We start from the raw sequence: 24,049 nt of genomic DNA, 5'->3' as shown, positions 1-24,049 counted from the left end.
TTTAGTCAATCTTGGGAGGAACATACAAATGGAAATCTTTTCTTACATGGAAAAATATGATTATGAACAATTAGTATTTTGTCAGGACAAACAATCTGGACTAAAGGCAATTATTGCTATTCACGATACAACGTTGGGTCCAGCACTTGGTGGAACTCGTATGTGGACATATGCTTCAGAGGAAGCTGCAATTGAGGATGCGCTCAGATTAGCAAAAGGTATGACCTATAAAAATGCTGCTGCAGGATTAAATTTAGGTGGAGGTAAAACAGTTATAATTGGTGACCCACGTAAAGATAAAAATGAAGAAATGTTCCGTGCATTTGGACGTTATATCCAAGGGCTAAATGGTCGATACATCACTGCTGAAGATGTTGGTACTACAGTTGCAGATATGGATATTATTCACGAAGAAACAGATTTTGTAACAGGTATCTCACCAGCGTTTGGATCTTCAGGAAACCCATCTCCGGTTACTGCATTTGGTGTATACCGCGGTATGAAGGCAGCTGCAAAAGAAGCATTTGGTTCGGATTCACTTGAAGGAAAGATAGTAGCTGTTCAAGGTGTAGGAAATGTGGCGTACACACTTTGTAAATACCTTCATGAAGAAGGGGCAAATCTAATCGTAACAGATATTAATAAAGAAGCAGTAGACCGTGCGGTAAGAGATTTTGGTGCCAAAGCAGTGGACCCTAACGACATTTATGGGGTGGATTGCGATATTTATGCTCCTTGTGCACTCGGTGCCACAGTAAATGATGAGACAATTCCACAATTAAAAGCAAAGGTTATTGCTGGGTCTGCAAACAATCAGTTAAAAGAACCTCGTCATGGTGACACGATACATGAATTAGGTATCGTTTACGCTCCAGATTATGTTATTAATGCTGGTGGAGTCATCAATGTTGCAGATGAATTATATGGTTACAACCAAGACCGTGCTCTTAAAAAGGTGGAACTCATATATGACACAATTGCCAAGGTCATTGAAATTGCAAAAAGAGACGGTATTCCTACCTACCAAGCTGCCGATCGATTGGCAGAAGAACGTATTGAAAGAATGAGAAACTCTAGAAGCCAGTTTTTACAAAACGGGCACCACATTTTAAGTCGCAGAAAGTAAAGGCTTGTAGTGGGGGAAGGCTTAAGCAAAGCTTTTCCTCCTTTTTACCTTCATTAAGTTGCAAACATGAATGCAAAACAAACGAAGCACAGCCTTAAGCAGATGGAGGTTTCAATGTTGCAGGACAAAGAATATCGAATTCTTGTTATCAATCCAGGGTCGACATCAACGAAAATTGGCGTATATGATAATGAACTTTCGGTTTTTGAGAAAACGATTAGACATGATATATCAGAACTAGACGCATATGAAAATATCATTGATCAATATGAACTTCGAAAAACAACTATTCTTGAAACATTAGATAAAGAGGGTATAAATATTTCAAAATTAAATGCCGTATGTGGAAGAGGTGGATTGTTAAGACCAATTCAAGGTGGGACTTACAAAGTTAATGATGAGATGCTTCATGATTTGCGTATTGGTTACGCGGGCCAGCATGCCTCAAACCTCGGGGGTATATTAGCATATGAAATTGCATCTGGCTTAAACATACCTCCATATATTGTCGATCCAGTTGTCGTTGATGAGCTTGAGCCAATTGCCAGAATATCGGGCTTTGATTTAATTGAGAGAAGAAGCATTTTTCATGCTTTAAATCAAAAGGCAGTCGCACGAAGAATTGCGAAAGATCTCGGAAAAAAGTATGAGGAGTTAAATTTAATTGTCACTCATATGGGCGGAGGGATTACTGTCGGTGTCCATAGACAAGGGAAAGTTGTGGACGTTAATAATGGGTTGCATGGTGATGGACCATTTAGCCCAGAACGTGCTGGGACAGTTCCTGCTGGAGATTTAATCGATCTCTGTTTTTCTGGTCAATATTTTAGAGAAGAAATCATGAAAAAGCTTGTAGGTCATGGTGGATTGGTAGGATATCTTGGTACTAATAATGCAATTGAAGTCGAAAAGATGATTAAACATGGTAATGAAAAGGCGAAATTAATTTACCAGGCAATGGCCTATCAAATCTCCAAAGAAATAGGAGCAGCAAGTGCAGCCTTATCTGGACGAGTAGATGCCATTATTCTAACCGGTGGATTAGCTTATGGAAATGAGTTTATTTCCGAAATTTCTAACCGTGTAAATTGGATTGCGGATGTCATCGTCCAGCCAGGAGAAAATGAACTCAGGGCACTGGCGGAGGGAGCATTGCGTGTACTGCAAGGGGAAGAGAAGGAAAAAGAATATCCAGGGAAACCACTTCAAACCCCGGTCTTAAAATAAGTGTTTAAAATGGAGGTTGAAAAGGACCGATAAGTTCAAGGCGGCGCAGCTTTGAGTACCGGAACGTATGCAGTTAATACGTGAGGAACGGAGAAGCAAGACAACGCAGAAATTAGATGTGTCATTTTCGGCCGACTTTTTAAACATCATCTTAAAATAAGTGGAGCGAGAAGGTGAATATCATGTCAAAAGAATATGATTTAGTGATTTTAGGAGGCGGGACCGGTGGCTATGTAGCTGCCATTCGTGCCTCACAGCTGGGACTGAAAGTGGCAGTAGTAGAGAAAGGTAAGCTTGGTGGAACCTGTTTGCATGCAGGATGTATCCCAAGTAAAGCTCTGCTTAGAAGTGCTGAAGTGTATGCAACGACGAAAAGAAGTGAAGAATTTGGTGTTATCACAAAAGATGTTTCACTAGATTTTTCAAAAGTACAGGAACGTAAAGCAAAAATTACTGAGCAATTATATAAAGGTGTTCAACATTTAATGAAACAAGGGAAAATCGATGTTGTTGACGGGTATGGTCGCATCTTAGGCCCATCTATATTTTCACCAATGCCTGGGACAATTTCAGTCGAAATGAATAATGGCGAAGAAAATGAAATGTTGATTCCTAAAAATGTGATTATTGCAACAGGATCTAGACCACGTTCTTTACCTGGACTTGAAATTGATGGGGAATACGTTTTAACTTCGGATGAAGCTCTTCAAATGGAGAGTTTGCCAAAATCAATAGTCATTGTTGGTGGAGGTGTAATAGGGATTGAATGGGCATCGATGTTGCACGATTTTGGTGTTGAAGTAACAGTCCTTGAGTATGCAAATCGAATTCTTCCAACCGAGGATCATGAAATTTCAAAGGAAATGCAACGGCTGCTTAAGAAAAAGGGCGTAAAAATTGTGACAGGTGCAAAAGTATTGCCGGAGACCCTTGAAAAAGGAGAAGGAATTTCGATTCAAGCTGAGCAAAAAGGCGAAATAAAATCTTTTTCAGCAGAAAAGGTTCTTGTATCTGTCGGCCGACAAGCAAATGTAGAAAATATAGGCCTTGAAAATACGGAAATTCTTGTAGAAAAAGGGTATATCAAAACGAATGAATATTTCCAAACGAAAGAGTCTCATATTTATGCAATTGGAGACGTAATTGGTGGTCTTCAACTTGCACACGTTGCATCCCATGAGGGAATTGTAGCGGTCGAGCATATTGCTGGTGAGAATCCGATGCCGATTGATTATTCACTAGTTTCTAAATGTGTATACAGTAATCCCGAAGTAGCGAGTGTTGGTTTTACAGAAGAGGAAGCGAAAGAAAAAGGTTACACAGTGAAAGTAGGGAAGTTTTCATTTAGAGCAATCGGGAAAGCCCTTGTTTTTGGTGAATCTGATGGATTTGTAAAACTTGTTGTTGATGAAGTTACTGACGATTTACTTGGTGTTCATATGATTGGGCCACATGTAACGGATATGATTTCAGAGGCTGGGTTAGCAAGAGTACTAGATGCAACTCCATGGGAGGTTGCACACACCATACACCCTCATCCAACTTTGTCTGAAGCGATCGGGGAAGCTGCTTTAGCTGTTGATGGTAAAGCCATACACGCATAATTTTGTTCTGTTTTTAATATTTTTTAATTAGCGGGCTTGTCCAACCTGCGAAAATAATGATTTTTTAAGGAGGTCTTTTCATGTCCGAAAATCGTCATCAAGCATTGGGGTTAAGTGATGATGCAGTTCTTGAAATGTATGAAACCATGCTTTTAGCAAGAAAAATAGATGAAAGAATGTGGTTATTAAACCGTGCGGGTAAAATTCCATTTGTTATTTCCTGTCAAGGTCAAGAAGCAGCACAAGTAGGTGCCGCATTTGCCCTTGAACGTGAAAAAGATTATGTGTTGCCATATTACCGGGATATGGGAGTGGTTCTTACATTTGGAATGACGGCAAAGGAATTGATGTTGTCTGCATTCGCAAAGGCTGAAGACCCAAATTCAGGCGGACGTCAAATGCCTGGTCATTTTGGTCAAAAGAAAAACCGTATTGTAACGGGTTCGTCTCCAGTTACTACACAAGTTCCTCACGCAGTAGGTGTAGCCCTAGGGGGAAGGATGGAAGGAAAAGATTTAGTTACTTTTGTTACATTCGGTGAAGGTTCATCTAACCAAGGTGATTTCCATGAAGGTGCGAATTTTGCAGCCGTCCACAAACTACCTGTTATCTTCATGTGTGAAAATAATAAATACGCTATTTCTGTTCCATACGAAAAGCAGGTAGCTTGTGAAAAGATTTCCGATCGGGCTATTGGATATGGAATGCCCGGTGTAACTGTCGACGGAAATGATCCACTTGAAGTATATAAAGCTGTGAAAGAAGCAGCAGACAGAGGCCGTCGGGGAGAAGGACCAACTTTAGTTGAGACGATCTCGTATCGTCTGACTGCACACTCATCTGATGATGATGATCGTGCATATCGTGAGCAGGAAGAAGTGGCGGAAGCAAAGAAGAATGATCCAATCCTCTCTTTTGCGGCTTATTTAAAGGAAGTAGGAGTTCTAGATAAGGAAAAAGAACAGGAAATCGTAGACCGTATTGCGAAGCTTGTTAACGAAGCAACAGACTATGCAGAAAATGCTCCATACGCGGAGCCAGAGCATGCTCTAAAATATGTTTACGCTGAACAGTAAGGGGGAAAAAGAATGCCTGTAATTTCATATATTGATGCCGTAACAATGGCAATTCGTGAAGAAATGGAACGAGATCCTAAAGTCTTTATAATGGGTGAGGATGTAGGAAAAAAAGGTGGAGTATTTAAGGCGACAAATGGACTATATGAAAAATTTGGGGAGCAACGGGTAATTGACACCCCTTTAGCTGAGTCAGCCATTGCAGGTGTTGGAATTGGTGCAGCAATGTATGGAATGAGACCTATTGCTGAAATGCAATTTGCAGATTTTATAATGCCTGCAGTCAATCAAATCATTTCTGAAGCAGCTAAAATACGATATCGTTCGAACAATGATTGGAGTTGTCCAATCACAATTCGTGCTCCGTATGGTGGTGGAGTCCATGGTGCACTTTATCATTCGCAATCCGTTGAAGCGGTTTTTGCAAACCAACCCGGCTTGAAAATTGTGATGCCATCTACCCCTTATGATGTTAAAGGATTGTTAAAGGCAGCTATTCGTGATGAAGACCCAGTTTTATTTTTCGAACATAAACGTGCCTATCGCTTAATTAAAGGCGAAGTACCAGATGATGACTATGTACTGCCAATTGGTAAAGCAGATGTGAAGCGTGAGGGTGACGATATTACGGTTATTACGTATGGCTTGTGTGTGCATTTTGCTTTGCAGGCTGCAGAGCGTCTTGCAAAGGATGGAATTCAAGCCCATATTCTTGATTTGCGTACCGTATATCCGCTTGATAAAGAAGCTATTATTGAAGCAGCTACTAAGACGGGCAAAGTCTTACTGTTAACAGAAGACAATAAAGAAGGAAGTATAATAAGTGAAGTTTCCGCAATCATTGCTGAAAATTGTTTATTTGATTTAGATGCACCAATTAAGCGACTTGCTGGTCCAGAAGTACCTGCTATGCCATACGCACCAACAATGGAAAAATTCTTCATGGTGAACCCGGATAAAGTCGAAAAAGCAATGAGAGAGCTTGCGGAATTCTAAATTTGCGCAGAATATTATTCTGCTTAATTGAGGAGGTTTCATGATTGGCGACTGAAAAAATAACAATGCCCCAACTCGGTGAGAGTGTAACCGAGGGCACCATTAGTAAATGGCTTGTTGAAGTTGGAGATACAGTAAACAAATATGATCCATTAGCTGAGGTAATGACGGATAAAGTGAATGCAGAGGTACCTTCCTCGTTTTCAGGAACAATAAAAGAGCTTATTGCGGAAGAAGGAGAAACTCTAGCAGTCGGTGAAGTAATCTGTGTGATTGAAACGGCAGGAAGTGAAACTGATCAGAAGTCAACCCCCAGCACTGACCAAGAAGACACTACTGAAAAAGCTACAAATGTAGTGGCAGTGCAGAGTGATACTTCCCAAAAATTACGCTATTCACCGGCCGTTCTAAAGCTTTCACAGGAACATGAAATCGATCTAACTCAGGTGAAGGGGACTGGGGCAAGCGGTAGAATAACACGTAAGGACCTCCAGAAGGTGATTGAGTCTGGTCAGATACCGAAAGCAGGTCAACAAGTAGAAACAGTTGAGTCTAAACCTGTTAGCCAACCTGTTGCTAGCCCACAAACGAGTAGACCTGCGCCACCATCAAACATACCGGTTACTGTTGGTGATGTTGAAATACCAGTAACGGGGGTGCGTAAAGCGATTGCGGCAAATATGCTACGTAGTAAACATGAAGCACCACATGCATGGACCATGATTGAAGTGGATGCTACCAATATGGTTGCATACAGAAATTCTATTAAAAATGATTTTAAACAAAAGGAAGGGTTTAATCTTACATTCTTTGCGTTTTTCGTAAAAGCAGTCGCTCAAGCGCTTAAGGAATTCCCACAAATAAATTCAATGTGGGCAGGAGATAAAATTATTCAGAAAAAGGATATTAATATTTCCATTGCGGTTGCCACAGAAGATGCTCTATTTGTTCCAGTTATTAAGAATGCCGACGAAAAATCAATTAAAGGGATTGCAAGGGAAATCACTGAGCTGGCAACAAAGGTTCGAACTGGGAAGCTTTCAGCTGACGATATGCAGGGTGGTACCTTCACGGTGAATAATACAGGTTCATTTGGTTCTATCCAGTCAATGGGGATTATCAATTATCCACAAGCAGCTATACTACAGGTTGAATCAATCGTGCAACGACCAGTAATCATTAATGGAATGATTGCTGTTCGTGATATGGTGAATCTTTGTATGTCTCTTGACCATCGTGTGTTAGACGGACTAATTGCAGGTCGTTTCTTAGCACGGGTCAAAGAAATCATTGAAACTACCACGAAAGAAAATACATCTATTTACTAAAGACATTGCTTAGGCAGTGTCTTTTTTCTTTTATCTATTCATTGCGACATCCTATTAGATATACTAAAATTATAGTTGAAAACGATTACGAAGGTAGGGGAATCCTTGTGACGAATAAATCGAAAAATTACCAAGATATAACCTTCCCATCCATAGATTACGCGACATGGAAACAGGAAGCAGAAAAATCATTAAAAGGAAAGCCTCTTGAAAAATTACATAAAAAAACATATGAAAAAATCACACTAAAACCTATTTATACAAAGGAAGACATTCAGCATATACCGTTTTTAAAAGATATGCCTGGAGAAGGATCAAAAGTGCGCGGTTCAAAACTCACTGGATACGTGAACAATCCATGGCATGTGAGTCAGGAAATAGATATACAAACGCCTGAAGAATTCAATAATGCATTAAAGGAAGCACTTCAAAATGGGCAAACGATGATCCATTTTACATTGCGAACCGAGAATAACTCGAGTGACGGGCTGGACATATATAACGAAAATGATATGAAAAAAGCCTTTCATGGCATCTCGTTATCAAATACACCCGTATTAATTGATGCACAAACTGATTTATTACCTTTTTTATCATTGATTGAAGCTTATGCAAAAGAAGATTCTCTGACAGGGACAATCGGAATGGACCCACTAGCGGTATTAGTCGAGAATGGTCAGTTTCCTTCAAAACTCGAAGTTGCTTATGAACAATTATCAGAATCGGTAAAATGGGCCACAGAGAAACAACCCAATTTAAGAACGATTCTTGTCAAAGGGTCATCATATCATAATGGTGGCGCAAATGCGGTACAAGAACTTGCTTATACTATTGGGACTGGGATTGAATATATATCCGAATTACTCGATAGAAAGCATTCAATTGATGAAATAGCACAACGAATGACATTTACGTTTTCAATTGGTTCAAATGTATTTATGGAAATTGCCAAAATAAGAGCTGCAAGGATGATTTGGTCGACAGTTATTGAAGCGTACGGAGGAAATGAAGAATCCTCAAAAATGCATATCCATGCAAGAACATCAGCATTTACAAAAACAATTCACGACCCATATGTGAATATGCTACGGTCTACTTTAGAAGCTTTTTCTGCAATTGTTGGTGGAATCGATAGTCTACACGTTTCTGCATTTGATGAACCAATCAAAAGGTCGGATTCTTTTTCGAGAAGAATTGCAAGAAACACACAAGCGATTCTTCACAAGGAGTCCTTTTTAAATAGGGTGATTGACCCTGCAGGTGGGTCCTGGTATGTCGAAGCATTAACAAACGAATTGGCAGAGAGCGCATGGAAGCTATTAAAAGAAATTGAGTCACAGGGTGGAATGCTTGAAGCTTTAAAATCTGGAAGTGTTCAAGAAAGTATCTCAACAGTATTATCGGAAAGACAAAAAAATGTGAACCTTCGAAGAGATAAAATTGTCGGCACGAATATGTATGCGAATATTCAAGAGACATCGATTGGTCAAATAGTGCAAAAAGACAAAAAGCAAAGCTCAGAGTCATCCTCTTTCATCAATCCAATCCCATCAGTAAGAATTTCGGAAAGCTTTGAACTACTGAGAAAAGCTTCAGAGGATTATCTGCGAGCTACTGGTGAACGTCCTAAGGTTGGTTTAATTAATTTAGGTCCAATTCCTGAACATAAACCAAGAGCAGACTTCATTACTGGGTTCTTTGAAGCAGGAGGTTTCCAACTTTTGAAAAATGATGGGTATCTGAAAGTTGAGGACGCTATTGCAGGTGCAAAGGCTATGAATCTGACAACCTTTGTATTCTGTGGGAAGGACGAATCATACAAAGAAATGACAATGAGGATATGTAGTGAACTCAAGGAATTCAACAAAGACTATCGTTTCTTTATAGCAGGAAAACCAGAAGATGAGGCACAATTTCTAAATACAGGAATCAGTGGTTTTATTCATATGGGCACAAATTGTTTTGAGTTTTTACATCAATTACAACAAGAGTTGGGGGTGAAGTAACATGGCTAAAAGACTTGATCTTTCAAAAATAAAATTAAAGAAGTCGGATCTACCCTCTACTCCTGAACAGTGGACAAAGAGAGTAGAAGAAGAAATCAATCAATCTATTGAGGATTTACTATTTGAGACAAACGAACAAATTGCAATAAAACCTTTATATACAGAAAAGGATTTGGAGGGGCTAACCCATCTTGATTATATGCCAGGTATTCCTCCATTTCTACGTGGACCATATCCAACGATGTATGTTAATCGCCCATGGACAGTTCGACAGTATGCAGGATTTTCCACAGCAGAGGAAAGTAATGCTTTTTACCGCCGAAATCTTGCAATGGGGCAAAAAGGACTTTCTGTTGCATTTGACTTAGCTACTCATCGTGGATATGATTCAGACCACCCTCGTGTTGTTGGTGATGTTGGTAAAGCTGGAGTGGCGATTGACTCGATTCTTGATATGAAAACATTATTTGATGGGATTCCACTCGATCAAATGAGTGTTTCGATGACGATGAATGGTGCGGTTCTTCCAATCATGGCTTTCTATATTGTTACAGCAGAGGAGCAGGGGGTTCCTCCTGAAAAATTATCAGGTACGATTCAGAATGATATATTAAAAGAATATATGGTTAGAAATACGTATATTTACCCACCGGAAACTTCGATGAGAATTATTTCCGATATTTTTGAGTACACGTCTAACAAGATGCCGAAGTTCAATAGCATTAGTATTTCTGGATATCACATGCAAGAAGCAGGTGCACCAGCAGACCTTGAGTTAGCATATACCCTTGCAGATGGGTTGGAATATGTACGAACAGGAATTAAAAAAGGGATAGATATTGATTCCTTTGCACCTCGATTGTCTTTTTTCTGGGCAATTGGCATGAATTATTTTATGGAGGTAGCAAAGATGAGAGCGGCTCGACTCATTTGGGCGCAAATGATGAAGGCCTTCAATCCGAAAAATCCAAAATCACTTGCATTAAGAACACATTCACAAACTTCAGGATGGAGCTTAACAGAGCAAGACCCATATAATAATGTGACAAGAACATGTATTGAAGCATTGGCAGCTGTCTCTGGTCATACCCAATCCTTGCATACAAATGCACTTGATGAGGCGATTGCCCTTCCAACTGATTTCTCTGCCCGAATCGCTCGAAACACGCAATTATATTTACAAGATGAAACCGGGATTTGTAATGTAATTGATCCGTGGGGAGGATCCTATTATGTTGAATCCTTAACCAAGGAGCTTATGGATAGAGCGTGGAAGCATATTGAGGAAATTGAGGAACTTGGTGGAATGACAAAAGCTATTGAAACAGGTCTTCCAAAAATGAGAATTGAGGAGGCTTCCGCTAGACGCCAGGCAAGAATTGATTCTGGCAAAGAGACTATTATTGGTGTGAATAAATATCGATTACAAAAAGAAGACCCCATTGATATTTTAGATATTGATAATACGGCAGTTCGCCTGAAACAAATTGAGAGACTGAATGAGTTAAAAGCCTCTCGTGATGACAAAAAAGTCGATGAGGCATTAGCTGCTATTACAAACGCAGTGGCAACAGGTGACGGAAATTTGTTGGAGCTAGCGGTGAATGCGGCTCGTGTTCGTGCGACTTTGGGAGAAATTTCAAAAGCAGTTGAAAAAGCATCACAAAGACATAAAGCTGTTATTCGTTCGATTAGTGGAATCTATAGCTCTGAATATTCAAATGAGGAAGAGATAATGAATGTTAAACATATGACGGATGAGTTTATGGAGAATGAGGGAAGACGCCCAAGAATCCTGATTGCAAAAATGGGTCAGGATGGACATGACCGGGGAGCTAAAGTAATTGCTACTGCCTTTGCAGATCTTGGCTTTGATGTGGATATCGGCCCGTTATTCCAAACACCAGCAGAAACAGCCCTACAAGCAGTGGAGAATGATGTACATGTAGTTGGAATGAGCTCTCTTGCTGCGGGCCACAAAACATTACTCCCACAGCTTATAGAAGAGCTAAGAAAACTGGGACGTGAGGATATTATTGTAATTGTGGGCGGTGTCATCCCAGCACAGGATTATGAGTACTTGAAAGAACAAGGAGCTGCTGCTATTTTTGGACCTGGTACAGTTATACCGGTTGCCGCCCAAACCGTCATCGAGGAGATCTATCATCGTTTAGGTTATGAGGAAGAGAGCGATGAATGACAAGAAAAATCGTCCTGAGTGGGTGCCAGAAAATGCCTCTGATGGTTTTACAACCGAAATCGTGAAGGGAAAAGAGCAAGATAGTCCCTCTGAAAAACGTACATTTGTGAAAAAGAAAGAGCGTTCAATTGAAGAATTTGTGCAAGGAATCCGAGAAGGTAATCGCTCAATTCTTGCACAAGCGATTACCCTTGTTGAAAGTAATGCAAACCGTCATCAAGATCAGGCACAGGCTGTTATCAATGAAATTCTACCCCATACTGGTAGCTCCGTCAGGATTGGTATAACAGGGGTACCAGGTGCGGGGAAAAGTACGTTCATTGAGAGTTTCGGTTCGTATTTATGTGAACAGGGGCATCGTGTAGCCGTTTTAGCCGTAGACCCAAGTAGCAGTATTACAGGTGGAAGTATTCTCGGGGATAAGACGAGAATGGAGACACTTGCCCGAAATAAGAAAGCATTTATTCGTCCATCACCTTCAGGGGGGACCCTTGGTGGGGTTCATCGAAAAACAAGAGAAACGATCTTACTTTGCGAAGCAGCGGGTTTTGATGTGATTTTGGTAGAGACAATTGGTGTAGGTCAAAGTGAAGTGGTTGTAAGAAGTATGGTAGATTTTTTCCTTCTTCTCGTTTTGACAGGTGCAGGAGATGAATTACAAGTCATGAAAAAAGGGGTCATGGAGCTAGCTGATGCATTATTAATCAATAAAGCCGATGGTGACAATAGACAGAAGGCCAAGGTAGCGCGCGGAGAGTACAATCGGATTCTCCACTATCTTCAGCCTTCAACGAAGGGTTGGTCATCAAAGGCGTATACAGCTTCAGCACTTTATCATGAAGGTATGGAAGAGATGTGGAAAATTATCCAACGGTTTGTTAAGACGACGAAAGAATCTGGTGTTTTTACAGAGCGGAGGAATTCTCAAACGAAGCATTGGATAAATGCGATGATTAAAGATTATCTTGAAGCAAGCTTCTTTAACCATCCGTCGATCAAAACACAACTTCCCATTTTAGAAAATAAGGTTGTCCAGGGGGATTTAAATGTAACATCGGCTGTGAAAGAATTAATTCAGCTATATGAAGCATAAAAAAAGAAGGAGAGCAAAATATTGCTTTCCTTCCATCTAGGGAGTTTAGGGGTATGATCTAGATGTATTTATAGAATACCCGAATAATGTAATTTTAAACGTTCTATTGATATTTTAATCAAAGCATTTTCGTTTGTAAAAACATGTTGTAAATTGATATTATTAAAGAAGGCAATATAATTTTCTTTGTGGAGGAGTGTTTTAGATGGAAGTAGATTTCAATCTGTTTATGAATGATATAGTAACAACAGCTCGTAAAGAAATTTCGGAAGCTGGCTACCAAGAGTTAAAAACACCTGAAGAAGTTGAGGCAGCACTAAGCAAAAAAGGTACTACCTTAGTAATGGTTAACTCAGTTTGTGGTTGTGCAGGTGGAATCGCAAGACCAGCGGCAGCACATTCAATCCATTATGATAAGCGCCCAGATCAATTAGTGACCGTGTTTGCTGGTCAAGATAAAGCTGCAACTGAAAAAGCAAGATCCTATTTTGAGGGTTATCCGCCATCATCACCATCATTTGCATTATTAAAAGATGGTAAGGTTGTAAGAATGATTGAGCGTCACGAAATTGAAGGACATGAACCAATGGATGTAATCAATAAATTACAGGATTCTTTTGAAGAATATTGTGAAGAAGTATAAGAAGCCTTAAGGGCTTCTTTTTTTTGAAATAATTAAATTGTATGCATAAGATTGTTGATTCTTTATTGCTTTTCCACTTTAATTGTTTATATTAGTAAAGTGATTAGTTTGATTTATTGGAACGGCTTTTCCGTGTGAATAATCCCCTAATGCCCAATATAAGCAGAATAATAATACGTTCGAAAAAATAATAGAATTATTAATCAATTATTATTTTTAAAAAACATATTGTATATTTATGCGGATGTGTTAAAATACATTCTATCGAATAATTATAAACAAATGACATAGGGGGAAAACATAATGAAAAAGTTTTTACTAGTAACATTGTTTACTATTTTATCAATTGCATTTTTAGCAGCATGTGGGACAAGCGATGACAATGCAACTGGATCTGAAGAAGGAAAAGATGAGAAAAAGGTTTTAACAATGGGAACGTCTGCAGATTTCCCGCCATTTGAAACAATTGATGCAGCAACAGGAGAATATGTTGGGTTTGATATTGATTTAGCAAACGCAATCGCGGATAAACTAGGTTATGAGCTTAAAATCGAAAATATGGATTTCGGTGGACTAATAAGTGCATTACAATCAGAACGTCTTGATTTTATCATTTCTGGTATGTCAGCAACGGAAGAACGTAAGAAAAACGTTGATTTCTCGAATGAATACCATAAATCAGGAGAAATGTTTGTTACTTTAAAGGATTCAGATATTAAAGCTTTTGAAGATTTGGATGGTAAAACTATTGGAGTTCAATTAGGTACCATTCAAGAAGAAGGGGCTAAAAAAATTAAAGAAGAAACACTAAAAAATATTGAATTCTCAGCATTAAATAAAGCGCCAGAACTAATTCAAGAGTTAAAAGCAGGTAGAATCGATGCAGTATATTTAGATAAAACTGTTGCTGTAGGATTCATTGAAGAACTAGACCTAGCTGGATTCGACGACCCTACTGAGGCTTCACCAGGTATGGCGATTGCATTTGCAAAAGGTGATGCGCTAGTAGATGAATTTAATAAAGTATTAGAAGAGATGAAAGAGAACGGCGAATTAGAGAAACTTCAGAAACAATGGATAGAAGAATAGGTCAAAATTTTTGGTAGAAATGAGGTGTAAGGCATGGGTTTGGATATTGATTTCTCCGGAATCCTGCCTTCAATTCCGTTTATACTAGAAGGAATCGGTATTACGGTTTCATTTGCACTAGTATCGGCAATTTTAGGTTTAATTCTCGGGACAATATTAGCGGTTTTTAAAATAAGCAAAGTTTCATTTTTAAAGTGGTTTGCGGATATTTACACTTCTATTTTTAGAGGTACACCACTTATCCTTCAATTGGTTCTAATTTATTTTGCAGTTCCACAGCTATTTCAATATGATATTGATAAATTTGTAGCAGGAGTTTTGGCGTTCGGATTAAATTCAGGTGCATATATTTCTGAAATCATTAGAGCTGGTATTCAGGCAGTCGACAAAGGCCAACAAGAAGCCGCAGAAGCGCTTGGAATTTCGTACCGACCAATGATGTTAGATATTATCCTACCACAAGCAGTCAAAAATATTTTACCAGCACTTTTAAATGAATTTATTACCTTAACGAAGGAATCTGCAATTGTAAGTACAATTGGATTATTGGATATTATGAGACGGGCTCAAGTTGTCGGAGCAAACACATTCCGCTATTTTGAACCATTATTAATTGCTGGTCTAGTCTATTGGATTATCGTTACAATCCTCACATTCCTAGGCGGAAGACTTGAGAGGAGGTTGCGTCGTAGTGAGTAATGATCATATCAGAGTAGAAGGTCTTCATAAATCTTTTGGCAAACTGAATGTGTTAAAAGGGATTACGACCACCTTTAAACAAGGAGAGGTTGTAGCGATTATTGGTCCTTCTGGGTCTGGAAAATCCACATTTCTTAGATGTTTAAATTTACTTGAAAAACCGACACAGGGACAGATTTGGGTTGGTCAAGATGAGATCACAAATTCAAAAACGAATATTACGAAGGTTCGTGAGCATATCGGAATGGTGTTCCAGCATTTCCACCTGTTCCCACATAAGACAGTCCTACAAAATCTAACATATGCACCAATGAAGGTAAGAGGGCTTTCCAAAAATGAGGCGGAAAGTAAGGCTATGGAATTGTTAAAACAGGTTGGCTTATCAGAAAAGGCCAATGAATATCCAAATCGCCTTTCTGGTGGTCAAAAACAAAGGGTAGCAATCGCAAGAGCGTTAGCCATGGAACCTGAAATAATGTTATTCGACGAGCCAACTTCAGCACTTGATCCTGAGATGGTCAAAGAGGTTCTTACTGTTATGAAAGGATTGGCTCATACAGGGATGACGATGTTAATTGTTACCCACGAAATGGGCTTTGCTCGCGAAGTAGCAGATAAGGTACTCTTTATGGATGATGGAGTCATCGTTGAAGAAACAACTCCAAATGAGTTTTTCACAAATCCAAATAGCAAACGTGCGCAGGACTTCTTAGAAAAGGTTCTATAAAAAGAATGATCAACGTGATCATTCTTTTTTTCGTTTATTAAGTATAGTAAGATTAGTAAATGTGTTTTGTTTTTCCTCTATTTAACAATATAATAAATTTATTATGGATTTTTAGGAGCCGATTTATGTTCAAAATAGGTTATAGAACGTTAAAAACAGCTATAGGTACAACAATATCTATATCAATCGCAAAACTAATTGGACTAGATAGTTTTGCATCTGCTGGAATTCTAACGATTTTATGTATTAAAGTAACAAGAAAAAAATCGTTGGAAAGTTCATGGGAGCGATTTGTTGCGTGTGTAGTTGGAATCATATTTTCGTCTGTATTCTTCGAGGGTATAGGCTATCATCCATTAACCATTGGGTTATTACTGCTATTTTTTATCCCTACTGTCGTTATTCTAAAAGCAAAAGATGGAATCGTAACAAGTATCGTTATTATTTTACATATATTTTCAGCGGGTAATGTAACATTAAATTTAATTATTAATGAGCTAGGGTTAATTATCATTGGTATTGGTGTTGCGCTACTTGTAAATCTATATATGCCAAGTGTTGACAAGCAACTTAAGGCATACCAACAAGAAATTGAAATTCTATTTGGAAATATTTTAATCGAAATGGTCCATTATCTTCGAACAGGCGATAGTATTTGGGATGGTCGGGAGATAACAGCTGTTGAGGAATTATTAAAAAAAGCGAAAAACATTGCATATAGAGATGTTGAAAATAATTTAATGAGGGATGAAAATTTATATTATACCTATTTCGAAATGCGAGAAAGGCAGTTCGAGATTCTGCAAAGAATGTTACCTACTATTACTTCAATGACTCAGTCGGTGGAGCAGGGGAAGATGGTTGCCGATTTTATTATGGAGGTAAGCCAGTCCATTCATCCTGGAAACACGGCTATTGTATTTTTGAAGAAGTTAGAATCTATGCGGAAAGAGTTTAGAGAGATGCCATTGCCAGTAACCCGAGAGGAGTTTGAAACAAGAGCTGCACTCTTTCAATTTATTAAAGAAATGGAAGAGTATTTAATTATTAAAAGACTATTCAAGGGGTTGCCAACCTAATATTCTAACGTTTAAAGGTGACCAAAATGGTCACCTCCACGTTGTAAAAAAACCATGCATCACTTAAATGTTTGAATTAAAACCACATACCTACGCCTGCTAAGAGGGTAGTAATTAGCATTACTCCAATCATTAAATATACAACAATCTTTTGTGTTTTACGGGACATGTCACTTACTCCCTTCTGCTTACATACTTATTTATAAATATTTTACCTTGAAAAACCAACTTGGACAACCATTATGTATTATTCATTATAACTGAAAATACACAATTTATTATGAGTTCGTGCTACAATATAGTTATTATATGAAACGCTTACAATTATTGAGCGAGCGCTCGCTTGAGGAGTGAAAACATGATAAAAAAAATAGACCATATTGGAATTGCTGTCTCATCGATTGAAAATTCCCTCCCATTTTACACAAATATTCTTAATCTCCAATTAGAAGGCATTGAAGAAGTAGAATCAGAGAACGTAAAAGTTGCTTTCATTAATATTGGAGAATCGAAGCTTGAACTATTGGAGCCTCTTTCACCAGAAAGTCCAATTGCCAAATTTATAGAAAAACGTGGCGAAGGAATTCATCACGTTGCCTTAGGTGTGTCATCGATTGATGTCCGCATCCAAGATATGAAGGAAAATGGTATTCGAATGCTTGCTGATGAGCCAAAGCTAGGTGCAGGCGGTGCGAAAATTGCATTTATGCATCCAAAATCAACAGGTAGTGTCTTATATGAGCTTTGTGAGAAACCTAGTAAAGGGGAAACGAACAAATGATAGATATTTATGAAAAAATTAATGAACTATACGATCGCCGACGTGAAGTTGAATTAGGTGGCGGAGATGAAAAAATAGACAAACAACATGAAAAAGGAAAATTAACTGCACGAGAACGAATCGACTTATTACTTGATAAAGGAACTTTTGTAGAATTAAATCCTTTTATTGAACACCGCAGCACAGACTTTGGCTTAGAAGATAAAAAAGGACCTGGGGACGGGGTTGTAACAGGCTACGGAAAAATAAATGGCAGACCGGTCTATTTGTTTTCACAGGATTTTACGGTGTTTGGTGGTGCACTGGGAGAAATGCATGCAAAGAAAATCGCAAATGTGATGGATCTAGCTGCTAAAAATGGGGCACCTTTCATTGGCCTAAATGATTCGGGTGGTGCAAGAATCCAAGAGGGAGTCGTTTCTCTTGATGGATATGGTCACATTTTTTATCGGAATGCAATATACTCTGGAGTTATCCCTCAAATATCGGTGATTATGGGACCCTGTGCGGGTGGTGCGGTGTATTCTCCTGCGATTACTGATTTTGTATTCATGGTTGAAAAGACGTCTCAAATGTTTATTACAGGGCCGAAAGTTATTGAAACTGTAACGGGTGAGAAAATAAGCTCGGAGGATTTAGGTGGGGCAAACGTACATAATTCGATTAGTGGGAACGCCCATTTTTCAGGTAAGACCGAAGAAGAGGTATTACAACAGGTGAGGGCTTTAGTGAGCTATCTTCCCCAAAATAATGAAGAAAAGGCTCCAATACTACCAGTTGAGGATAACGATGATTATAGACCCGACTTAACAGAAATCATTCCATTCGATGCAGTCAGACCCTATGATGTTCGAAGAGTGATCGAGCAAGTAGTCGATGCCGATACATTTATGGAGGTTCATAAAGATTTTGCGAAGAATATTGTTGTCGGGTTTGCAAGAGTAAAAGGGGAAGTTGTAGGGTTAGTATGTAACCAACCTAAATACATGGCAGGTGGACTTGATATTGATTCATCTGATAAAGCCTCACGATTCATTCGTTTTTGTGATTCCTTCAATATCCCACTTATTACATTTGAGGATGTGACAGGGTTCTTCCCAGGGGTAAAACAAGAACATGGAGGAATTATCCGCCACGGAGCAAAGATTTTATATGCCTACTCAGAAGCAACGGTACCTAAGTTAACTGTCATTCTTAGAAAGGCATATGGAGGGGCATATGTCGCACTAAACAGTAAATCAATTGGTGCTGATTTAGTTTTCGCATGGCCTAATGCTGAAATTGCAGTAATGGGTCCTCAGGGCGCAGCTAATATTATTTTTGCACGTGAAATCAACGATAGTGATAATCCTGAACAGACACGTGCGCAAAAGATCGAAGAGTATCGCGAAAAATTTGCCAATCCATATGTAGCAGCAAGCCAAGGGATGGTGGACGACGTCATCGATCCTCGAGAAACAAGAATTAAAATCATCCAAGCCTTAGAAATGCTACGAAACAAAAAAGAAACTCGCCCTAATAAGAAGCATGGGAACATTCCGTTATAATTCAACAATTTGATTTTTGGAGATAATATGATAGGCTAAAATTATTAACTTATTCATTACCCTATTCATCTTGGAGGTACATAGTATGATTAATCAGGACAGACTTGTTAATGAGTTTTTAGAGCTCGTACAAGTAGACTCAGAAACAAAATTCGAAACAGAAATTGCGAAGGTTCTAAAAGAAAAATTCACTGCGTTAGGTGTACACGTTGTAGAGGATGATACCACTAGCCAAACAGGACATGGTGCAGGGAATTTAATATGTACTCTTGAAGCCACAAAAAATGATGTGGATCCGATTTACTTTACTTCTCATATGGATACAGTTGTCCCTGGTAAAGGAATTAAACCTTCTATCAAGGATGGTTATATTGTTTCTGACGGAACAACGATTTTAGGCGCAGATGATAAAGCAGGTCTTGCTGCTATGTTTGAAGCAATCCGTGTTCTAAAAGAAAATCAAATTCCGCACGGTACAATCGAATTTATTATTACTGTAGGTGAGGAATCTGGTCTTGTCGGCGCTAAAGCATTAGACCGCTCGATGATTACTGCCAAATACGGATATGCACTTGATAGTGACGGAAAAGTTGGAGATATTGTTGTTGCTGCACCTACACAAGCTAAGGTAAGAGCAACAATCATCGGAAAAACAGCTCATGCAGGTGTCGCACCTGAAAAAGGTGTTTCTGCAATTACAATGGCAGCAAAAGCCATTGCCAAAATGCCTCTAGGACGAATCGATGAAGAAACTACTGCTAATATTGGGCGTTTTGAAGGGGGCACACAAACAAATATTGTTTGTGACCATGTTGAAATTTTAGCTGAGGCACGTTCTTTAGTGACAGAAAAGATGGAAGCACAAGTTCAGAAAATGAAAGCAGCTTTTGAATCTGTTGCAGCCGATATGGGTGGTAGAGCTGAGGTTGAAATTACGGTTATGTATCCAGGATTCAAATTTGCAGATGGGGACCATGTTGTCGAAGTTGCAAAACGAGCTGTAGCAAAAATTGGTCGTCAAAGCGCGCTCCAAAAAAGCGGTGGAGGCAGTGATGCCAATGTTATCGCAGGACATGGCATCCCTACTGTTAATCTTGCTGTAGGATATGAAGAAATTCACACAACAAATGAAAAGATGCCAGTAGAAGAACTAGTCAAAACTGCAGAACTTATCGTTGCGATTGTTGAAGAAGTTGCAAAATAACGTACTAAAAAAGTGGAATTCTCTCTTGGTTGAGGAGTTTCACTTTTTTATTTCCTTTCGATAATAGGTAAAGTATGATAGATATAGAACATAGATTGTTGTTAACATATTCAGCCAGGGTACAACCCTCCGGCTGACTAAAGTCAAAGCCTCCGGCGGATGCCACGATTTTTTCAAAGGAAGCTTTTCGATCTGAAAGAGCAAAGACTAAGAACGTCACATCCTGTGGCAACGTCTTTATGACCCACTTCCTGTGGGCCCGATAAATCGGACGCAAATAGGACAAGGCGCATTAGGTAGAGGTGAGTGTTTGATGGTAGATCAAAAAGTCGTTGTATTTTCATCAGGGAATGAGGAATTTGGCATTCCTGTTTTAAAAGTCATTTCGATAGAAAGAGCTCAAAAGTTAAACGCTATTCCGCAAATGCCAACATTTTTGCTAGGTATGTTAACGATTCGGGATCAACTCATTCCGATTGTTGATGCAGGAATTATTTTATTTAATATACCAACAACCCATACAGATAAAACGAAGATTATCGTTACCCAAACAGATTCATTATCAGTAGGATTGCTTGTTGACGATGCGATAGAAATAATGGATATCCCCAAAACTCAATTGAAACAAATAAGTTTAACCTACCAGCTTTCCCCGTACATAACAGGAGTTGCGTCCCTTGAGAATCGATTGATTACTTTACTCGATGCGGATAATCTGTTTGATAGTCTTGAAGGATTTGATATGATTGAGGATCACATTCAAAGTCACCAATAGAATAGGTGGCTTTTTCTATGATAAACTATATTTATGGATTATTAGTAGGAAGTGCAAATCATGAAAGAAATGTATCCGAAAAATGGGAAGGTTATTTTACATGTGGACATGAATAGCTTCTATGCATCAGTCGAGGTTGCCTATGATCCTTCTTTACAGGGGAAGCCTTTAGCGATTGCAGGGAATGTCGAAGAGCGTAAAGGCATTATTGTCACCTGTAGCTATGAGGCTCGTGCTTTTGGAGTGAAAACAACGATGCCACTATGGGAGGCAAAACGAAAATGTCCAAACCTTATCGTTCGTAAACCAAACTTTGAACGCTACCGTAGAGCTTCATTGGCCATGTTCGATATCCTGCGCACATACACGGATTTAGTTGAACCAGTTTCAATTGACGAAGGCTATATGGATATAACGGGCTGTTATGAAAAGGGTTCGCCGATTGAAATTGCGTCTTCCATTCAAGAAACTTTACAAAAAACGCTTCTACTTCCTTGTAGCATTGGAATTGCACCAAATAAATTTCTAGCGAAAATGGCATCCGATATGAAAAAACCATTAGGAATCACTGTATTGCGGAAGCGGGATGTTCCAATTATTCTCTGGCCCATGCCAGTTGGAGAAATGCATGGAGTTGGTTCGAAAACTGCAGAAAAATTAGCGACAATCAATATTCATACAATTGGAGACCTTGCTAAGGGCAATGATATTCAATTAAAGCAGTTATTAGGAATTAATGGGGAGCGGATTAAGCAAAGAGCAAACGGAATTGATAACCGACTTGTTGACCCTGATGCAATCTCAGAGTTCAAAAGCATCGGTAATTCGACAACATTACCATATGATTCAACAGATGAGGAAGAGCTTCTCGGTGTTATCAAAAGACTATCGAATTCTGTTGGAGCACGTATTAGAAGGAAGGATATGCTATCCAATAATGTCCAGTTAATGATTCGATATTCTGATCGAAAAACGGTAACAAGAAGTAGGAAACTAGATAATCCAATTGATCAGGATGAAGAGATTTATAAAGCAGCCAAGCGCTTGTGGACAAAACATTGGAACGGGGAACCCATTCGATTATTAGGTGTCACAGCCCAGGAACTTGTTGAGAAACAAGTGGCATTTAAACAACTTGATCTTTTTTCTTATGAGAAGGAAGCGAAAAAAGAACCCTTACTGAAAGTGATTGATGAATTAAAAGGGAAATACGGGAATGAGATTTTATCAAAAGGGGTTAAACTGCCTAAAGATAAGAAACCACGAGATAATGAACATGGAACGAGTTTTGAGAAAGACTTCTTGAATGATTAAATAGTAGAGACCCGACTCATAGAGTCGGGTCTCTTTTTTCATTTTAGTCTTCAACTGGCCACCAGTGGAATCCATCTTCTGCCAATAGTTCATCAGACGCCTTAGGACCATTAGAACCAGATGGATAATTTGGGAATTCAGTTGCAATTTGGTTTTCCCAAACCTTTGAAATTGAGTCGACGTAGCGCCATGAAAGGGCCACTTCATCCCAGTGAGCAAAGTTTGTTGTATCACCCATCATACAGTCATAAATTAGCTTTTCATAAGCTTCAGGTGTGTTTATACCATCAATGCAGTTATTGCAATAATCAAGCTTAACAGGTAATGTCATTGTGTTTTGACCTGGTCTTTTTGCATTTAAATAAAGTGTAATACCTTCATCAGGCTGGATATTAATGACAAGCAGGTTAGGATTTTGTTGCTCATTTTCCTCTTTATAATATAAATCCATCGGAATGTCTTTGAATTGAACTACAATTTTTGTTGATTTTTTCTTCATTCTCTTACCGGTACGGATATAGAAAGGAACGCCTGCCCATCTAAAATTGTCGATTAGAAGTTTACCGGCAACAAATGTAGCAGTATTTGATGCTGGGTCTACTTTTTCCTCTTCTCGGTAACCAGGAACCTGTTTGCCATTTAACGTACCAGCATCGTATTGCCCTCTAACGAAGTATTTTTTTACATCCTCTTCTTCTAATGGGCGAAGGGCACGCAATACTTTTATTTTTTCACTACGAATCTCATCGGTATTTAATTTAATTGGCGGTTCCATCGCTAATAATGCAACCATTTGAAGCATATGGTTTTGTACCATATCTCGGAGGGCGCCTGATTTTTCATAATAGCCGCCGCGATCTTCTACTCCAAGTACTTCACTTGATGTGACTTGGATATTTGATATGTATCGATTATTCCAAAGTGGTTCGAAAATTGCATTTGCAAAGCGGATGACTTCAATATTTTGGACCATTTCTTTTCCTAAATAATGGTCGATTCGGTAAATTTCATCCTCTGAGAAAGCATGACGAAGCTTCTCATTCAATTGCTTTGCAGATGGCAGGTTATGTCCAAAAGGTTTTTCAATTACAAGTCTTGTATAACCTTCTGTATCCGTTAATTCTTCAGCTTTAATGTTGACTGCGATTGTCCCAAAAAACTCTGGAGCCATTGCTAAATAAAAGATCCTATTACCTTCTGTTTTGTAAGTTGAATCTAGTTTTTCAGCTAGGTTCTTTAATTCCTTATAAGAAGCACGATCATTCACATTAAACGGAAGGTAGTAAAAGTGTTTTGAGAACTTCTCGATATCCTCACGATTTTCCTCAAATCTTCCCGATACAGAATTTCTTACGTTTTGTTGGAATTCTTCATTCTCTAATGGGCGTCTTGCCACCCCGATAACCGCGAAATTGTCAGAGAGTTTTCCTTTCGTATAAAGGTTATATATAGAAGGGTAAAGCTTTCGATTTGCCAAATCACCTGTTGCTCCAAAAATAACCACGATTGATTTTGGTGCTGTATTTGTCATATAA

At 38.8% G+C, this 24,049-nt stretch carries 21 protein-coding genes; 19 read left to right on the top strand and 2 right to left on the bottom strand.

Going from position 1 to position 24,049, the window contains the following annotated elements; translation table 11 throughout:
* Positions 1-28 precede the first annotated feature (28 nt).
* The 14 genes from bcd (at position 29) to AC6CHV_RS12025 (ending at position 16,893) form a co-directional block, all read left to right on the top strand.
* Positions 29-1,126: a branched-chain amino acid dehydrogenase gene (gene bcd, locus AC6CHV_RS12090; RefSeq protein ID WP_440273422.1), complete on the top strand. Its 1,098-nt coding sequence runs from the start codon at positions 29-31 to the stop codon at positions 1,124-1,126.
* A gap of 102 nt (positions 1,127-1,228) precedes the next feature.
* Positions 1,229-2,353: a butyrate kinase gene (gene buk / locus AC6CHV_RS12085; protein WP_498078969.1), complete on the top strand. Its 1,125-nt coding sequence runs from the start codon at positions 1,229-1,231 to the stop codon at positions 2,351-2,353.
* 182 nt (positions 2,354-2,535) lie between these two features.
* Positions 2,536-3,957, top strand: a complete 1,422-nt coding sequence (gene lpdA / locus AC6CHV_RS12080) for a dihydrolipoyl dehydrogenase (protein WP_440273421.1) — start codon at positions 2,536-2,538, stop codon at positions 3,955-3,957.
* Positions 3,958-4,037: 80 nt separating this feature from the next.
* The gene (locus AC6CHV_RS12075; RefSeq protein WP_341330929.1) at positions 4,038-5,033 is read left to right on the top strand and encodes a thiamine pyrophosphate-dependent dehydrogenase E1 component subunit alpha; all 996 of its coding nucleotides are present in this window, start codon (positions 4,038-4,040) and stop codon (positions 5,031-5,033) included.
* Positions 5,034-5,045: 12 nt separating this feature from the next.
* Complete coding sequence (locus AC6CHV_RS12070; RefSeq protein ID WP_498078963.1) at positions 5,046-6,029, top strand: pyruvate dehydrogenase complex E1 component subunit beta; 984 nt, start codon at positions 5,046-5,048, stop codon at positions 6,027-6,029.
* A 44-nt stretch (positions 6,030-6,073) separates the two neighbouring features.
* Positions 6,074-7,357: a 2-oxo acid dehydrogenase subunit E2 gene (locus tag AC6CHV_RS12065; protein ID WP_498078962.1), complete on the top strand. Its 1,284-nt coding sequence runs from the start codon at positions 6,074-6,076 to the stop codon at positions 7,355-7,357.
* Positions 7,358-7,464: 107 nt separating this feature from the next.
* Entirely contained in the window at positions 7,465-9,363 is a 1,899-nt protein-coding gene (locus tag AC6CHV_RS12060; protein WP_498078961.1) for a methylmalonyl-CoA mutase family protein, read from the top strand.
* A gap of 1 nt (position 9,364) precedes the next feature.
* Positions 9,365-11,563: a methylmalonyl-CoA mutase gene (gene scpA / locus AC6CHV_RS12055; protein ID WP_440273418.1), complete on the top strand. Its 2,199-nt coding sequence runs from the start codon at positions 9,365-9,367 to the stop codon at positions 11,561-11,563.
* Positions 11,556-12,656, top strand: coding sequence for a methylmalonyl Co-A mutase-associated GTPase MeaB (gene meaB / locus AC6CHV_RS12050; RefSeq protein WP_498078960.1), 1,101 nt, complete (start codon positions 11,556-11,558; stop codon positions 12,654-12,656). Before scpA ends, meaB begins: the two co-directional genes overlap by 8 nt.
* A gap of 205 nt (positions 12,657-12,861) precedes the next feature.
* A complete protein-coding gene (locus AC6CHV_RS12045) occupies positions 12,862-13,299 on the top strand; it encodes a BrxA/BrxB family bacilliredoxin (RefSeq protein WP_341330935.1) in 438 nt (145 codons plus the stop codon).
* 303 nt (positions 13,300-13,602) lie between these two features.
* The gene (locus AC6CHV_RS12040) at positions 13,603-14,388 is read left to right on the top strand and encodes a transporter substrate-binding domain-containing protein (RefSeq protein WP_341330936.1); all 786 of its coding nucleotides are present in this window, start codon (positions 13,603-13,605) and stop codon (positions 14,386-14,388) included.
* A 39-nt stretch (positions 14,389-14,427) separates the two neighbouring features.
* Positions 14,428-15,087 carry an amino acid ABC transporter permease gene (locus tag AC6CHV_RS12035; protein WP_121447982.1) on the top strand — a complete coding sequence of 220 codons (660 nt, stop codon included), beginning with the start codon at positions 14,428-14,430 and terminating at the stop codon, positions 15,085-15,087.
* Positions 15,080-15,814, top strand: a complete 735-nt coding sequence (locus AC6CHV_RS12030) for an amino acid ABC transporter ATP-binding protein (RefSeq protein ID WP_341330937.1) — start codon at positions 15,080-15,082, stop codon at positions 15,812-15,814. Before AC6CHV_RS12035 ends, AC6CHV_RS12030 begins: the two co-directional genes overlap by 8 nt.
* A 125-nt stretch (positions 15,815-15,939) precedes the next feature.
* A complete protein-coding gene (locus tag AC6CHV_RS12025) occupies positions 15,940-16,893 on the top strand; it encodes an aromatic acid exporter family protein (RefSeq protein ID WP_498078959.1) in 954 nt (317 codons plus the stop codon).
* Positions 16,894-16,969: 76 nt separating this feature from the next.
* Here AC6CHV_RS12025 and prli42 read toward each other — a convergent pair whose 3' ends face one another.
* The gene (prli42, locus tag AC6CHV_RS12020) at positions 16,970-17,062 is read right to left on the bottom strand and encodes a stressosome-associated protein Prli42 (protein ID WP_165918224.1); all 93 of its coding nucleotides are present in this window, start codon (positions 17,060-17,062) and stop codon (positions 16,970-16,972) included.
* A 189-nt stretch (positions 17,063-17,251) separates the two neighbouring features.
* Here prli42 and mce point away from each other — a divergent pair, with 189 nt between their 5' ends.
* The 5 genes from mce (at position 17,252) to AC6CHV_RS11995 (ending at position 22,514) form a co-directional block, all read left to right on the top strand.
* Positions 17,252-17,674: a methylmalonyl-CoA epimerase gene (gene mce, locus AC6CHV_RS12015; RefSeq protein WP_498078958.1), complete on the top strand. Its 423-nt coding sequence runs from the start codon at positions 17,252-17,254 to the stop codon at positions 17,672-17,674.
* On the top strand, positions 17,671-19,221 hold the full coding sequence (locus AC6CHV_RS12010) for a carboxyl transferase domain-containing protein (protein WP_498078957.1): 1,551 nt from the start codon (positions 17,671-17,673) through the stop codon (positions 19,219-19,221). The genes mce and AC6CHV_RS12010 overlap by 4 nt, the downstream gene beginning before the upstream one ends.
* 85 nt (positions 19,222-19,306) lie before the next feature.
* Positions 19,307-20,425: a M20/M25/M40 family metallo-hydrolase gene (locus tag AC6CHV_RS12005; RefSeq protein ID WP_498078956.1), complete on the top strand. Its 1,119-nt coding sequence runs from the start codon at positions 19,307-19,309 to the stop codon at positions 20,423-20,425.
* Positions 20,426-20,738: 313 nt separating this feature from the next.
* Positions 20,739-21,200: a chemotaxis protein CheW gene (locus AC6CHV_RS12000; protein WP_341330942.1), complete on the top strand. Its 462-nt coding sequence runs from the start codon at positions 20,739-20,741 to the stop codon at positions 21,198-21,200.
* Between the two features lie 60 nt (positions 21,201-21,260).
* On the top strand, positions 21,261-22,514 hold the full coding sequence (locus tag AC6CHV_RS11995; protein ID WP_498078955.1) for a DNA polymerase IV: 1,254 nt from the start codon (positions 21,261-21,263) through the stop codon (positions 22,512-22,514).
* A gap of 43 nt (positions 22,515-22,557) precedes the next feature.
* Here the strand turns inward: AC6CHV_RS11995 and zwf are convergent, their stop codons facing one another.
* Complete coding sequence (gene zwf, locus AC6CHV_RS11990) at positions 22,558-24,045, bottom strand: glucose-6-phosphate dehydrogenase (protein WP_341330944.1); 1,488 nt, start codon at positions 24,043-24,045, stop codon at positions 22,558-22,560.
* Positions 24,046-24,049: the final 4 nt, after the last annotated feature.

The organism is Ferdinandcohnia sp. GQ5, from assembly GCF_059759275.1.
This window is presented reverse-complemented; position numbering and strand designations above follow the sequence as displayed.